At 32.6% G+C, this 14500-nt stretch carries 12 protein-coding genes; 7 read left to right on the forward strand and 5 right to left on the reverse strand.

Features of this window, described 5'->3' with window-relative positions; all coding sequences use genetic code 11:
* Positions 1–60: 60 nt before the first annotated feature.
* Positions 61–1068 (reverse strand): 3-oxoacyl-ACP synthase III family protein, encoded by a 1008-nt coding sequence (locus DMB71_RS02160; RefSeq protein ID WP_111363250.1) that lies wholly within the window; start codon positions 1066–1068, stop codon positions 61–63.
* Positions 1069–1328: 260 nt separating this feature from the next.
* Between DMB71_RS02160 and DMB71_RS02165 the strand changes: the two genes are divergently transcribed.
* The gene (locus tag DMB71_RS02165) at positions 1329–3740 is read left to right on the forward strand and encodes a S9 family peptidase (protein ID WP_111363252.1); all 2412 of its coding nucleotides are present in this window, start codon (positions 1329–1331) and stop codon (positions 3738–3740) included.
* 110 nt (positions 3741–3850) lie between these two features.
* On the opposite strand, the gene DMB71_RS02170 is transcribed toward DMB71_RS02165, so the two are convergent.
* The gene (locus DMB71_RS02170) at positions 3851–4801 is read right to left on the reverse strand and encodes an ABC transporter ATP-binding protein (RefSeq protein WP_111363254.1); all 951 of its coding nucleotides are present in this window, start codon (positions 4799–4801) and stop codon (positions 3851–3853) included.
* Between the two features lie 181 nt (positions 4802–4982).
* Between DMB71_RS02170 and DMB71_RS02175 the strand changes: the two genes are divergently transcribed.
* A complete protein-coding gene (locus tag DMB71_RS02175; protein WP_111363256.1) occupies positions 4983–5828 on the forward strand; it encodes a thioredoxin family protein in 846 nt (281 codons plus the stop codon).
* Positions 5829–5898: 70 nt separating this feature from the next.
* Here the strand turns inward: DMB71_RS02175 and DMB71_RS02180 are convergent, their stop codons facing one another.
* Entirely contained in the window at positions 5899–6594 is a 696-nt protein-coding gene (locus tag DMB71_RS02180; RefSeq protein WP_111363257.1) for an OmpA family protein, read from the reverse strand.
* Positions 6595–6613: 19 nt separating this feature from the next.
* Positions 6614–7120 carry a lipocalin family protein gene (locus tag DMB71_RS02185; protein ID WP_111363258.1) on the reverse strand — a complete coding sequence of 169 codons (507 nt, stop codon included), beginning with the start codon at positions 7118–7120 and terminating at the stop codon, positions 6614–6616.
* 202 nt (positions 7121–7322) lie between these two features.
* Here DMB71_RS02185 and htpG point away from each other — a divergent pair, with 202 nt between their 5' ends.
* The 4 genes from htpG to DMB71_RS02205 all read left to right on the forward strand — a co-directional run bounded on the left by htpG (position 7323) and on the right by DMB71_RS02205 (position 12071).
* Complete coding sequence (gene htpG, locus DMB71_RS02190; protein WP_111363276.1) at positions 7323–9206, forward strand: molecular chaperone HtpG; 1884 nt, start codon at positions 7323–7325, stop codon at positions 9204–9206.
* A 230-nt stretch (positions 9207–9436) separates the two neighbouring features.
* On the forward strand, positions 9437–10111 hold the full coding sequence (locus tag DMB71_RS02195; RefSeq protein ID WP_111363260.1) for a hypothetical protein: 675 nt from the start codon (positions 9437–9439) through the stop codon (positions 10109–10111).
* A gap of 226 nt (positions 10112–10337) precedes the next feature.
* Entirely contained in the window at positions 10338–11168 is an 831-nt protein-coding gene (locus DMB71_RS02200; protein ID WP_111363262.1) for a hypothetical protein, read from the forward strand.
* Positions 11169–11300: 132 nt separating this feature from the next.
* Positions 11301–12071: a DUF4369 domain-containing protein gene (locus tag DMB71_RS02205; RefSeq protein ID WP_111363264.1), complete on the forward strand. Its 771-nt coding sequence runs from the start codon at positions 11301–11303 to the stop codon at positions 12069–12071.
* Between the two features lie 58 nt (positions 12072–12129).
* Here DMB71_RS02205 and DMB71_RS02210 read toward each other — a convergent pair whose 3' ends face one another.
* Entirely contained in the window at positions 12130–12582 is a 453-nt protein-coding gene (locus DMB71_RS02210; protein ID WP_111363266.1) for a hypothetical protein, read from the reverse strand.
* A 289-nt stretch (positions 12583–12871) separates the two neighbouring features.
* Between DMB71_RS02210 and DMB71_RS02215 the strand changes: the two genes are divergently transcribed.
* Complete coding sequence (locus DMB71_RS02215) at positions 12872–14128, forward strand: hydroxymethylglutaryl-CoA reductase (protein WP_111363268.1); 1257 nt, start codon at positions 12872–12874, stop codon at positions 14126–14128.
* Positions 14129–14500 lie beyond the last annotated feature (372 nt).

Raw genomic sequence — 14500 nt, forward strand, 5'->3', positions numbered from 1 at the left:
AAAAAACCTGCTCCAAATATAGAAGCAGGTTTTAAAAAATATAAATGTAAGATGATTATTTTACCATTTAATAATAGCACTTGCCCAAGTAAATCCGCTTCCGAAGGCTGCTAAAACTACAGTGTCTCCAGATTTGATTTTTCCTTGTTCCCAAGCTTCTGTCAGAGCAATCGGAATAGACGCCGCCGTTGTATTTCCGTATTTTTGGATATTATTATGAACTTGATCGTCTGTCAATTTGAATTTGTTTTGAATGAATTGCGAAATTCTCAAGTTTGCTTGATGCGGAATTAACATATCAATATCTGAAACTTGCAGACCATTTGCTTCTAGTCCTTCATTGATTACTTCTGCAAAACGAACTACAGCATTTTTGAACACAAATTGTCCATTCATATATGGATAATAACTTTCATCGTTTGGATCGTTATCAGCAACAATATCTGTTACCCAGCGCGCTCCCATTCCTGGTGCTTGCAACGCCAACTCTTCAGCATGTTCACCTTCTGAGTGCAAATGAGTTGACAAGATCCCTTTTGTCAAATCTTCTTCACGGCTTAAAACTGCCGCTCCTGCTCCATCACCAAAAATTACAGAAACTCCACGTCCACGAGTTGTCATATCCAATCCTGTAGAGTGAACTTCAGAACCAATAACCAAAATATTTTTATACATACCGGTTTTAATATATTGGTCTGCAACAGAAAGCGCATAAACAAAACCAGAACATTGATTTCTAACATCTAATGCTCCAACTGTTCTTAAACCTAAATCTCTTTGAACCAAAACACCTGGTCCTGGAAAATAATAATCTGGACTTAATGTAGCAAAAACTACAAAATCAATATCTTCTTTGGCAACACCAGAACGCTCTATTGCAATTTTAGCTGCTTTTACTCCCATTGAAGTCGTAGTGTCTTCTCCACGAATAATGTGTCTTCTTTCTTGAATCCCGGTTCTTTCCTGAATCCATTCATCATTGGTATCCATTATCTTAGACAAATCATCGTTAGTTACGACATTGGAAGGAACATAATATCCTAAACCAGCTATTTTTGAATGATACATAATCTATTATTATTTATTAAAAATTTGGATTGCAAATTTACGCATACTTTAAAATATACGTACACAAAATACTATTTTTTTCGTTATTAGCAATTTAATATATTTCAATTCTACGGTGACTTATCATCATTTACTTCTTGAAAAGGCAATATTAAGACAGAAATATTGAAAAAAATTAAAAATCAGATACAAGATGTAACAACATAAAAGTATTTTAGACAAACATTTTGAATACTATTACAAACCCTAAAATTTAAACTATGAAATTAAAGGTTACGCTGTTTTTATTTTTAAATATAAGTTTTTGCTCTTTTGCTCAAGAGAACCTAACTTATCAAAAACCTTCTAAATCTATTTTGGATTTGGCAGATTACCAAAGAGCACCTTCTGTATCTATGGATACAAAAAAAGAAAACATGCTCTTAATGTATCGCAATACTTATAAAACACTCGATGATCTCAATCAAGACGAAGTTCGTTTAGCAGGTTTAAGAATTAATCCTATTACTAATATCTCAAGTACTGCAACCTACCTAAACAATCTAAAACTAAGAAAAATAAACGCTAAGGAAGAAATTCAGGTTAAAGGCCTTCCTGAAAACCCAAAAATAACAAACATTCTTTGGTCGCCAAACGACAAAAAAATCTTATTCTCCCACACTACAAATTCTGGAGTTGAGCTTTGGGTTTTGGATGTAGCAACTGCACAGGCTGAAAAACTTACAGAAGCTAGAGTAAATGCAAATCTTGGAAGTCCGTTTAGCTGGTTTTTGGACAGCGAAACTATCTTAGTAAAAATGCTTCCTAAAAATAGACAGCCACTTTTAGATTCTAAAAAAGATCTGCCAACTGGCCCAATTATTTCAAACACTTCAGGAGAGAAATCTCAAAATAGAACTTATCCTGATATGCTGAAAAACAAAAACGACGAAGCTAATTTTGAGAACTGTATAACTTCTGAATTATACAAAGTAAAACTAAATGGCGATGCGGCTTTATACAAGGAAGCGGCTATGTATTTTGGAGAGAAAATCTCGCCAGACGGCAATTACATCATGTTGACTACCATTCAGAAACCATTTTCTTATGTAGTTCCTTTGTATAGATTTCCTTCAAAAACTGTTGTTTACGATTTAAGCGGAAGAGAAATCAAAACAGTAAATGACGTTCCTTTAAACGAAATTATGCCAAAAGGCTTTATGGCTGTTCGAAAAGGAAAAAGAGAAATGACTTGGAGAGACGACAAACCTGCAACATTATCTTATGTTGTAGCTTTAGACGAAGGTGACCCAGCAAATAAAGTTGATTTTAGAGATGAAGTTTTTCTTTGGGATGCACCATTCGACAAAGAAGCTTCTTCATTAGCAAAAACACCACAGCGTTTTAGCGAAATTACTTGGGGAAATGATAATCTAGCGGTTCTATCAGAAGAATGGTACGATACTAGAAATACTAAAACATTTTTGATAAATCCCTCAAATCCAAGCCAGCAACCAAAATTGATTACGGATAGAAATTCTCAGGATGTTTATTCAGATCCTGGAGTTTTCGAAACAAGAAAAAATGCTTACAATAAATATGTTTTAGCTGTTGAGAAAAATAATCTTTACAGAATTGGTGAAGGCTATACAAAAGACGGTCAATTTCCTTTTGTTGACGAATTCAATCTGGAAACTTTAAAATCAAAACGTATTTATACTTCTCCTTATAAAGATAAAAAAGAGGATATTTTAGAAATCGAAGATTTTAAGTCTGGAAAAGTCTTAGTTCAAATTCAGTCAAAAAGTGAATATCCAAATTACTATTTTAGAAATATCAAAAAACAAAACAGCTTAACACAAGTTACAGATTTTAAAAATCCGTTTGAAAGCATTAAAAATGTTAGCAAAGAAGTTATCAAATACAAACGTAAAGACGGATTAGAACTTTCAGGAACTTTATATCTTCCTGCAGGTTATGATAAAGTAAGAAAAGAGAAGCTTCCGTTATTAATTTGGGCTTACCCAGCAGAATATAAAGATAGAAATAGCGCTTCACAATCGACTCAAAATTCTAACGAATTTACATTTCCTTATTATGGATCGTTTGTATACTGGGTTACAAAAGGATATGTTGTTTTGGATGATGCCGCTTTTCCAATTATTGGTGAAGGAACTACAGAGCCAAACGACAACTTCATTTCTCAGTTAGTTGATAATGCAGCAGCGGCTATTGATGCGGTGGATGCTTTAGGTTATATTAACCGTAAAAAAGTGGCTGTAGGAGGACACTCTTACGGAGCATTTATGACAGCAAACTTATTAACTCATTCCGATCTTTTTGCTTGCGGAATTGCAAGAAGCGGTGCTTACAACAGAACGTTAACCCCGTTCGGATTCCAATCTGAACAAAGAAATTACTGGGAAGCACCAGAAGTTTACAACACAATGTCTCCATTTATGAATGCAGAAAAAATGAAAACACCAATTTTATTGGTTCACGGAGAAGCAGACAATAATCCTGGAACTTTCACTTTGCAAACTGAGCGTTATTTTCAAGCATTAAAAGGTTTAGGAGCACCTGCAAGAATGGTTATTTTACCAAAAGAATCTCACAGTTACGTGGCTAAAGAAAATATTCTTCATTTGCTTTGGGAACAAGATCAATTTTTAGAAAAATATCTGAAAAACTAAATTCATAGTTTGATTCCAAAAGTAAACCCGACAGTTTTTTTTAAAATCTGTCGGGTTTGTTATTTTAACAATTAGAAATTATCTAATTTTCTAATTGACACATTCCTTAATTATAAATAATTTAAAGCCAAAAACACTTCTTGTTCGAGCGGTAAATCTATTTCACTTTCAAAGAAAATTAATTGCCTCTTATATACCGTTTCAATCAAATAATGACTTCCTCTAAAATAAGTTCTTCTAATTTTCACCATTAGTTTTGATTCTGAAACCATTTTAAACTGATGCGGATAAACTAAAGTTTTATGGGTTTCGTCTTCGTATGATAATAATAGATGAGTCGGAATTTCATTTACTTCTCCAAACAAAGAAGCAACATACTTAATTTGCGGATCTTCATATATTTTTGAAGGATCATCTTTAACTAAAACTTCCCCATTACGCATTACGATTGCCTGATCTGCAAAAGACAAAGCATCAGTACTATCGTGAGTTGCAATAATGCAGGTGATTCCTTTTTGTTTTAAGTAACGAAATAAATTACGGCGCAAAGCATTTTTTCTAAAAGCATCAATCTGACTGAATGGCTCATCTAACAAAATTACTTCTGGTTCTAAAGCCAAAACTCTTACCAGCGCCACTCTTTGCTGTTGTCCACCACTTAAAAATTTGGTTTTAACATGAGCAAACTGATCCATTTCTACCATCTCTAACAATTCCTGAACACGAAGTTTTTTCATGTTTGCAAAACCATTTGATAGAAACTTACCTACGTTTTCTGCAACTGTTTCATAAGGAGATAAATCAAAATCTTGTGCCAGATATTTCATATAAGGCATTCCAGGAATCAAATTAAATTTTGGTCCTAATACAGGCTTGTCACCATAAAAAATGCTTCCCTCGTCCAAATCATAAAGTCCATATATAAGCTTGAGAAGCGTACTTTTTCCGCAGCCACTCTCACCTATAATGGCAATGTTCTGGCCTTTTTCAATAGAAAAAGAAATGTTTTTTATAACGGGGCTTTCGGTGTACGAAAAAGATATATTTTGTATGTCGAGCATGAGTTGTAATATGAGACGTCAAATTTACAATGTTTAATTTCTAAAGTCAAAAAAAAGCTGCTTCAATTAAGAAACTTATATTAAGCTACTTTATTGTGAGAAAATAAATCAAAAAATTAACATTGAAATTTTATTTGTAATCTTTTTTTTACTTCATTTGTTTGAAATTTATAATTAACTTATGAAAAAATTGCTCCCTTTAATAGTAATGCTTTTTACATCATATAGAGTTGAGGCAGCGTGGTTTACTTCTATGGAAGATGCCCAAAAGGCGGCTTTAAGCACACACAAACTTATACTTGTAGATTTTACTGCAAAATGGTGTGGTCCTTGCAAGCAAATGGATTTAAATGCTTGGAATGATGTCCAGATTCAGACAATTCTTAAAGATTTTGTAACCTTAAAAATAGATGTCGATATGAATCGGGACATTGCTTTTAAATACCAGATTAGGCTTCTTCCCAGTATATTTATTATTGATCCTAACGGAAAAATTATTCATCAATTTACAGGTTATCAAACTGCTTCTGATTTAAAAAGAGAATTAATACAATATAGTTTATCTACAGAATATTTAGCCACAGAATTAATTGGTTTCTACCAAACTCAAAAATACAATACAGCTATTCGGATAGCGCAGAAATATTACAATTATTCTCTATTAGTAAATAACAATATTAAAGGAAGAATAGTTCGTGTTGCTAATGAATATTTAAAAGATGCTAAAGATGAATTAAAGAAAAGTGACGAAAACTATTTACAAAAGAAACAAAAACTGGAGCTTTTGGTCCTTTACGAATTAGCATATCGCTTTGATTTTGAAAAGCTGAACAAAAAAATCTCAGCAATTAAAGCAGAAGAAATTAACGAATTGAACGATTATCAATATTGGTTTTTAAAATATTTGTCTGTCAAGAATAATCCCGAAGATGCAATTGTTATAGAAACTTTTTTAAAAGAAAATGATTTAGAAAATGTCATTGAAAATTGTAATCAAGTTTATGCTTTTTATAAAAAATTAAAATAAAAAAATCATTAACAAAAAAAGCTGCTTCAATTATGAAACAGCTTTTTTAATATTCTATTTTGTTTTGAAATTATTTTCCAGCTTCCGCTTTAGCGTCATTTACCATTTTGTCGTTTGCTGTGATTGAGAATTCAACACGACGGTTTTGCGCTCTTCCTTCTGGAGTATCATTTGTTGCAATTGGATCTGCAATTCCTAAACCTGAAGTTTTGAAACGACTCGCTTTTAATCCTTTAGCAACTAAATAAGCTTGAACAGACGCAGCTCTTTGTCCTGAAAGTGTCAAGTTGTATTCTGGTTTTCCTGTATTGTCAGTATAACCAAAAATTTCAATATTAGTGTCTCCGTACTCAGTGAATACAGGAATCAATTTATCTAAATTAGCTTTTGCCTGAGCAGTTAAAGTTGATTTGTTAGTATCAAAACGAACAGCATTTTCGTTCAAAGTCAAGTGAATTCCTTCACCAACTCTTTCAACATCAGCACCTGGAAGCGCTTGGTCGATTTCACGAGCTTGTTTGTCCATTTTGTTTCCAATCAAAGCTCCAGTTCCACCACCTACAGCAGCTCCAATTACAGCTCCTAGTGCAGCGTTACCGCCTCGACCAATATTATTTCCTAAAATACCACCAATAACACCACCTGCCACAGCACCAATTCCTGCTCCTTTTTGTGTGTTATTTGCATTTTTTACTGAATCGCAACTTGTAAAAAAGCTAGCTAATACTAGTAAACTACTTAATCCTAAAACCGTTATCTTTCTCATTTTTTATACCTTTAAAATATTAATTAGCTCTTTGAAATTGGTAGACCACATCTTTTACCTGACCTCCAACATTTATATTGTCTACTAACTGAAATGAACTTTCTGTCACTCCAGCAACTTTTAGCAAATAACCATCTCTTACTTTCTTAGCTTTTTCGCCTGCATTAAGAATTTTAAGAACAAACATCCCTTGATCGTTAATGCTCCATACAATTGGAGAAGAAAATCCAGTACAACTTGGTGATGTTAAAGCCATGTTTCCTTTATTATTATTTGAAATAAAGCTCCAAGTACTTCCAATGAAACATTTAGAATCGGCAAGATCAAATGAATTTACTTTGATATAATCTGAACCAGGATAAGATACATTGGTAAGAACCCAATTCCCCTTTAAAGCTACTTGAGTTTTCTTGTCAAGTTTAGTTGAAAGTGTAGTAGCCTCAGAAGATGAAGCTGTAGTGGACGACGATGATTTACACGCAAAAAACAGAGCGGCAATCATGCACATTAAAATACTCTTCTTCATTTTGTACAATTTTTTTAGATTAATATTTGTCTTTTTAACAATTATTGTACCACAAATATACGATTCGTTCAGATATTTTTTGTTTTACAATCCATTTATTTTCTTTCAAAATTAACATTTCCGACATTTTGTCACCCAAAAAACAATTGGTATTCTATTTGAATAAATGAAAATCATCAAATTAAATCAAAAAATAAAAAATATGGCAACAGGTAAAATTAATGTTTCAGTAGAAAACATTTTTCCTTTAATTAAAAAGTTCTTGTACAGCGACCATGAAATTTTCTTGCGTGAGCTTGTTTCGAATGGTACTGATGCTACTTTAAAATTAAAACACCTTATCAGCATTGGCGAAGCTAAAGTTGAATACGGAAACCCGATTATCGAAGTAAAAGTGGATAAAGAAGGTAAAAAAATCCACATTATCGACCAAGGTTTAGGTATGACGGCTGATGAAGTTGAAAAATACATTAATCAAGTAGCTTTTTCGGGTGCTGAGGAATTTTTGGACAAATACAAAGATTCTGCTAAAGATTCTGGAATTATCGGACATTTTGGTCTTGGTTTCTACTCAGCTTTTATGGTGGCTGAAAAAGTTGAAATCATTACAAAATCGTACAAGGATGAGCCAGCAGCGCATTGGACATGTGATGGAAGTCCTGAGTTCACGTTAGAACCAGCTGACAAAACTTCACGCGGAACTGAAATCATTCTTCACATTGCTGAAGATTCTTTAGAGTTCTTAGACGATTCTAAAATCAGTGGTTTATTAAACAAATACAACAAATTCATGCCTATTCCGATTAAATTCGGAACAAGAACTGAAACGCTTCCAAAACCAGAGGATGCTCCAGAAGACTACGTTAATGAAACTGTTGAAACTGACAACATCATCAATAACCCAAATCCAGCTTGGACAAAACAACCTTCTGAATTATCTGATGAAGACTATAAAAACTTCTACAGAGAATTGTATCCAATGCAATTTGAAGATCCATTATTCCACATTCACTTAAATGTAGACTATCCGTTTAACTTAACTGGTATTTTGTATTTCCCGAAATTAGGAAGCGACATGCAGATTCAGAAAGACAAAATCCAGTTGTACCAAAACCAAGTTTACGTTACAGATAACGTAGAAGGAATTGTTCCTGAATTCTTGACGATGTTAAAAGGTGTGATCGATTCTCCAGATATTCCGTTAAACGTTTCTCGTTCTGGTTTACAGGCTGACGGCGCGGTTAAGAAAATTTCGAATTACATTACTCGTAAAGTAGCTGATAAATTAAAAGCTTTATTTAACGAAAATCGTGCAGATTTTGAAGCAAAATGGAATGATATTAAAATCGTTTTAGAATACGGAATGCTTTCTGAAGAGAAATTCTACGAAAAAGCAGGTGCATTTGTTTTGTACCCAACTGTAGATGACAAATATTTCACTTTAGATGAATTGAAAGAAAAACTAAAAGAAAACCAAACGGATAAAGATGGTAAACTTGTAGTTCTTTATGCTGGAAACAAAGATGCTCAGCACTCTTACATTGAAGCAGCAAAAGACAAAGGTTACGAAGTATTGCTTTTAGATTCTCCGATTATCTCGCATTTAATCCAGAAAATTGAAAACGATAATAAAGATGTAACTTTTGTACGTGTAGATTCTGACCATATTGATAACTTAATCAAAAAAGACGAAAACACTATTTCTAAATTATCAGATGACGAAAAAGCAGCTTTAAAAACTTCTTTAGAAGCTTATATTCCAAAAGCATATAGCGTTCAGCTAGAAGCTATGGATTCTCAAGCAGCTCCTTTTATTATCACGCAACCAGAATTTATGCGAAGAATGAAAGAAATGAGCCAAACTGGTGGTGGCGGAATGTTCGGAATGGGCAATATGCCAGAAATGTACAATTTGGTTGTGAACACAAATTCTGACTTGGCTTCAAGCATTTTAAATACTGAAGACAAAACGCACCAAGAGCATTTAGTTAAACAAGCTTTAGATTTAGCTAAATTATCTCAAAACCTATTAAAAGGTGAAGCGCTTACTGCGTTTGTTAAGAGAAGTTTTGAAATGATTAAATAATCATTCGAAAAACAAGCATTCAGAAATCCTGCAAATTAAGTTTTGCAGGATTTTTTTTATTATCTAAAAATCAAGTAGTTACCCTTATCTTAAATCCAAATTAATCTTTTACTTTTAATCTTGTTTTAATTAATCTAAAAAAGCAAGCGCGCAATAATTTAAAACCATTAAAAAATCGAGAGGAGCCAGCCAAAAATCCTAAAACGAGTAGGCGATTAAATCTTTAAAATATGTTCTACGTTAGATTAAACAAGTTAAGAATTATTAAAAATGGAGATCTGATTGGAAAAGGAGAAATACAATTTATGAGTTTTATAAATCAGTCCAGTGATAGCTTTCCAAATTTGAATGAGTTTTTTGAAACTAATGACGAAAACAGAAAAAAGGAAATCATAAAAGATTCTGTTTCCCGGGTTATCCAATCAAGAATATTAATGACAATTTACAAAGTAAAAGACAAAAGCATCATCACTTTTGGCGATACAGGTTATATTGTTTATAAAGACGATAAAATACCACAAGATTTTAGCTGGCAAATAGTTGGAGTTGAATTGGATAAAAAAATGCGAGATAATGCCGCATTAATTAAAGCCGTTTTAACCGATTCAAACATTAATGTCATAACAAAAGGTATTGAAGTGTTAGCGAAAACATCTAATCCCGTAAGTGGTGCTGTAGTTGAACTTTCTAAATTAGTTGTCGGGGTAATTTTAGACATAGCAAAAAATAAGAAAGATGATCAAATTGGGTATTATTTAAGCTCTTTTATAGAGAAATTAGATTATCCGAACGGAATTAGAGACAAACAAGATGTGCCAGATTTAACAGGCAATATGTTTGTAGATTATTCTATTTTCGGATATTTAGACTACGCAACAAAAGGAGTTGAGGAACAAAAAGCATAAGAATTTTCAAATCACTTTGATTAGGAAAATTCAAAAAAATAAAAGAAGCTAAAAAGCAGTTATTATAAACCTCATTAAAATTATAAATTTTCTATTGATAATTTTTTCTTCAAAAAACCGTTCTAAAATCCTGTAAAATAACCATTACAGGATTTTTCAATTGTAATTTATTTTTTTATTACATTTGATTGCCTTATTAATCTAATCCAAAAACAAAACCCTCATTATGAAAAAAACTGCTATTTTATTGACAGCTATTTGTGCTACAGCACTTTTATACGTTTCTTGTTCAAGCGATAATCATGAAGATACCGTTTCAACAAGCTTAACAAGTATTGGAGCTTCAGTTGCTGTTGACACTTCAAACGAAATGGATCTTAACACTGGTCTTTTAGTCAGTACAAGCACCTCAACAACTGGAAAAACCGCCGAGACAGCTCCCGGAATTTGCGCAACAATTACGGTTACAACAAACGGAGGAGGATATCCTAAAGTCTTTTTAGCCGATTTTGGAACTGCAGGATGTACAGACGCGAACAATCTTACACGAAAAGGAAAACTAAAAGTTACACTTTCTGGACCAATTACTGAAACTGGAAGCAAAATGACAATTGAAAGAATTGACTACTCTATAAAAGGCATTAAGCTTGAAGGGACTATTGAATATGTCAATACTACAACTGTTCCAACTGTACCGCAATGGACTAGAAAAGTTACAAATGGTAAACTAACTGATTTACAAGGATCAGTTTATACCAACTCAGGAATTTATACTACAAAACAAACAGCAGGTGTAGATACACCACTTGTTTTATCTGATAATGTGTACGAAATTACAGAAGGAACGCATACAGTAACGGCTTCAAATGGAGAATCACTTACTTTAACAGTAAAAGAACCGCTTATTAAAAAATATTCATGCTTATTTATCTCTAAAGGACAATTAAAAGTTCAAGGAGGTATTTTAAACGGTGTGATAGATTACGGAAATAATGACTGTGATGCACTTTACACATACACGCACGAGAATGGTTCTTCATTCAATTTATCAATGTAAGACCTTTTCCTACATGACTTTAAATCCCAATTTAGAAATAGATTGGGATTTATTTTTTTTATAAAAATAAAACACCTGCCTCTTTACATTTAAACTATTTTCTTTATTTTGCACCCAAAATCTCAAAAACCAATGAAAAAAACATTAATTGCTTTTGTTACACTTGCAGTATTAGCATCTTGCAGCAAAAAAGAAACAGCTGCTGATAACTTACATATCACAGGAAACATTAAAGGTTTAAAAACCGGAACTTTATATATCCAAAGAATTGTTGACACTTCTCTTGTTGCCATTGACAGCATTAAAATTGACGGAAATTCTGCTTTTGAAAGAGACATCAAATTAGAATCTCCTGAAATGTTATATTTATATTTAGATCGAGGTGTAACAAATTCATTAGACAATAACATTTTATTCTTTGCTGAACCAGGAAATATTAATATCGAAACTAATTTAGACAACTTCATTGCTGGCGCAAAAATTACTGGTTCTAAAAACCAAGAATTATACGAAGAATATCAAAAAATAAACACTCGTTTTAGAGATGAGAACTTATCTATGGTTGAAGCAAAGTTCAAAGCTTTAAAAAGAAAAGATCAAAAAGCTCTTGACAGTCTTGATGCAAAACAGCAATCAAATATCAAAAGAAAATATTTGTATGCTACAAACTTCGCTATCAACAATAAAGATCACGAAGTAGCACCTTATATAGCTTTAGCAGAGATTTATGATATCAATTTGAAGTTTCTTGATACGATACAGAAATCGATGACTCCAAAAGTATCACAATCGCTTTATGGAAAGAAATTGACAAAATATGTTGCTGAAATTAAAAAAGAAGAGCAAAAAGCTCCTGCTGAAAGCAAAACTGAAGCGGAAGCAACAACTGAAACAAAAAAATAATTTTATCTACAAGCACAACAAAAAAGCCCTGAAAATTCAGGGCTTTTTTTATTTGCTATCAAGAATGTTTTACAAGTGCTATAATTATCGCAATTACAATTATAGAAATATACAGGACTATAAAAGAAATTGTAAAAACCGCTATATACTTAAAATGAGATTTTAAGTACTTCAAAGACTCCGTAAGCGTATGAGAGTCGTTTTCTCTAAATGCTTTCTTTACATTTACCGCGAACTTATTTAAATAGTAAACTGGAAAAAAGTAAACAACGATTAGGATTATATATACTAAAGCAATTACTTTTCCTGTAATACCATTTAAAGGACCAAGATTTAATGTTGTAATATTAGAGGACAAAAGTCCAGAAATAGCTGCTAGAGCCATAAATCCAATTCCAACAAATCCAATTATAGATAAGACATTTGCCCATTTTGCAGTTTCTTTTAGAAAGCCTTTAGCTGATTCATCAAACTGCATTTCAAATTTTTCAAAAATTGATTTTTCTTCCATTATTTTTTTTGCGTAAATATACAAAATAAACTAATTTTCTTACAAAAAAAATAATCATATAATTAATCGTTACAAAGTTGTAGTGAACCAAAGGCAACAGACACATTTTTTTGCTTTGTAAAAACTTTGTTTTTGAAATAACAGAATTTTTTTACGCACATTTTTTCGCGATTGATTTTTATTTTCATAAATATCTAATAATTAAACAATTAAAAGTTAAATTGTCAGAATATACATAGCTATTATCTTGATTTGTAATAACTTAGCTCTAAACTAAAAAACTACATTTATGGAAAATTTAATCAGCAACATCAGTCGACCTAAGCATGATTTTATAGATTCGTCTGTTTTTCACAAATTAGAATCTTACAATCACAAACACTCCCAAGCAGAAAAAATTCCAGACCAAGACCCTTACACTTTAAATGGTCAAAAATTGCGTTTGAATTTTATTCGTAACCAATTAAACTTAGATCTGGATTTCTTGTCTGGCGAAAAAGTATTTACTAACAATGAAAGCCTTAAAGGAAACATTGAAAATTACATTGGAATGAGCCAGATTCCTACTGGAATTATCGGCCCATTGGTAATAAACGGAAGCGTTGCTCAAGGACCTTTCTATGTTCCTCTTGCTACCACCGAAGGCGCATTGCTTGCCTCTTACAATAGAGGCGCAAAAGCCTGTAGAGAATCTGGACCAATAACGGTTATTACGCTTCAAGAAGGTGTACAAAGAACCCCAACTTTTAAATTTAAAACCGTTATCGAATTAGGCAAATTTGTCTCGTGGGTTTTAGATCATACTGAAACCTTTTCTATTCTAACACGACAAAGCAGCAATTACGCCATCTTAAATGATATTAGCATCAATATAGAAGGAAATGTTCTAATCTTAAAATTTGAATTTTCTACTGGCGATGCTTCAGGACAAAACATGGTTACTATTTGTTCAGATAGAATATGCCAGTATATAATAGAAAATTGCCCTATAAAACCTGTATTTTGGACCATTGAAGGTAATTTTTCGGGAGATAAAAAAATAAGCCCCTTAAACACTCGAGTTCGCGGAAAAAAACTTACTGCAGAAATCGAAATAAAAAAAGAGGTCGTTAAATCGGTTTTAAAGACCACTCCGGAGTTATTGTTCGAACAATGGAAAGCATGTGTTACAGGAGCCCAAAAAGCAGGCGTAGTAGGCAGTGGAATGCATCCATCAAATGCGCTTGCTGCTTTGTTTATTGCTTGCGGACAAGATGTAGCCTGTACAGGTGAAGCTGCTCTTTCATTTACCAGAATGGAAATTACAGAAGACGGTGATATTTATTATGCCATCACAATGCCCAACATGATCGTAGGAACTGTTGGCGGCGGAACATCGTTTCCAACCCAAAGAGAATGTCTTGAACTTCTAGATTGTTACGGAGCAGGAAAAAGCGGTAAATTTGCCGAAATTGCAATTGCTTTATGTTTAACTGGCGAACTTTCAATTTTAGCTGCAATGTCTTCAGGACAATTTACAGCAGCCCACCAAAAATGGGGGAGATAAATTTTAAATTTCAATATTTAAAATTTAAAATTCCAAAAAACAAATTCCAAATTCCAAATTGTTTTGCCCGTTCGCTATCGTTTGGATCCAAGTTTTAAATTCCAAATTCCAATTCTTAACACGAAATGGGATTTGGAATTTTTATTTTACATCTCAAACCTTTGTCAAAGTTTAAACTTTGATAAAGATTGCAATTTGGAATTTGAAATTTTAAATATTGGAATTTCTCAAGATTTAGAATTTTAAAAAATTGGAATTTATTTTTTTGGAGCAAAAAAAAACCACCACATTTCTGTGATGGTTTTAGAGCCGATAGAGGGACTCGAACCCACGACCTGCTGATTACAAATCAGCTGCTCTAGCCAGCTGAGC

It is taken from the genome of Flavobacterium tistrianum (genome assembly GCF_003254545.1).
Classification (GTDB): Bacteria; Bacteroidota; Bacteroidia; order Flavobacteriales; family Flavobacteriaceae; genus Flavobacterium; species Flavobacterium tistrianum.

What these genes read in the sequence shown, in the direction of transcription:
- DMB71_RS02160 (WP_111363250.1), bottom strand. Translation starts at nt 1,068, where the DNA reads ATGTATCATTCAAAAATAGCTGGTTTAGGATATTATGTTCCTTCCAAT.
- DMB71_RS02165 (WP_111363252.1), top strand. Translation starts at nt 1,329, where the DNA reads ATGAAATTAAAGGTTACGCTGTTTTTATTTTTAAATATAAGTTTTTGC.
- DMB71_RS02170 (WP_111363254.1), bottom strand. Translation starts at nt 4,801, where the DNA reads ATGCTCGACATACAAAATATATCTTTTTCGTACACCGAAAGCCCCGTT.
- DMB71_RS02175 (WP_111363256.1), top strand. Translation starts at nt 4,983, where the DNA reads ATGAAAAAATTGCTCCCTTTAATAGTAATGCTTTTTACATCATATAGA.
- DMB71_RS02180 (WP_111363257.1), bottom strand. Translation starts at nt 6,594, where the DNA reads ATGAGAAAGATAACGGTTTTAGGATTAAGTAGTTTACTAGTATTAGCT.
- DMB71_RS02185 (WP_111363258.1), bottom strand. Translation starts at nt 7,120, where the DNA reads ATGAAGAAGAGTATTTTAATGTGCATGATTGCCGCTCTGTTTTTTGCG.
- htpG (WP_111363276.1), top strand. Translation starts at nt 7,323, where the DNA reads ATGGCAACAGGTAAAATTAATGTTTCAGTAGAAAACATTTTTCCTTTA.
- DMB71_RS02195 (WP_111363260.1), top strand. Translation starts at nt 9,437, where the DNA reads ATGTTCTACGTTAGATTAAACAAGTTAAGAATTATTAAAAATGGAGAT.
- DMB71_RS02200 (WP_111363262.1), top strand. Translation starts at nt 10,338, where the DNA reads ATGAAAAAAACTGCTATTTTATTGACAGCTATTTGTGCTACAGCACTT.
- DMB71_RS02205 (WP_111363264.1), top strand. Translation starts at nt 11,301, where the DNA reads ATGAAAAAAACATTAATTGCTTTTGTTACACTTGCAGTATTAGCATCT.
- DMB71_RS02210 (WP_111363266.1), bottom strand. Translation starts at nt 12,582, where the DNA reads ATGGAAGAAAAATCAATTTTTGAAAAATTTGAAATGCAGTTTGATGAA.
- DMB71_RS02215 (WP_111363268.1), top strand. Translation starts at nt 12,872, where the DNA reads ATGGAAAATTTAATCAGCAACATCAGTCGACCTAAGCATGATTTTATA.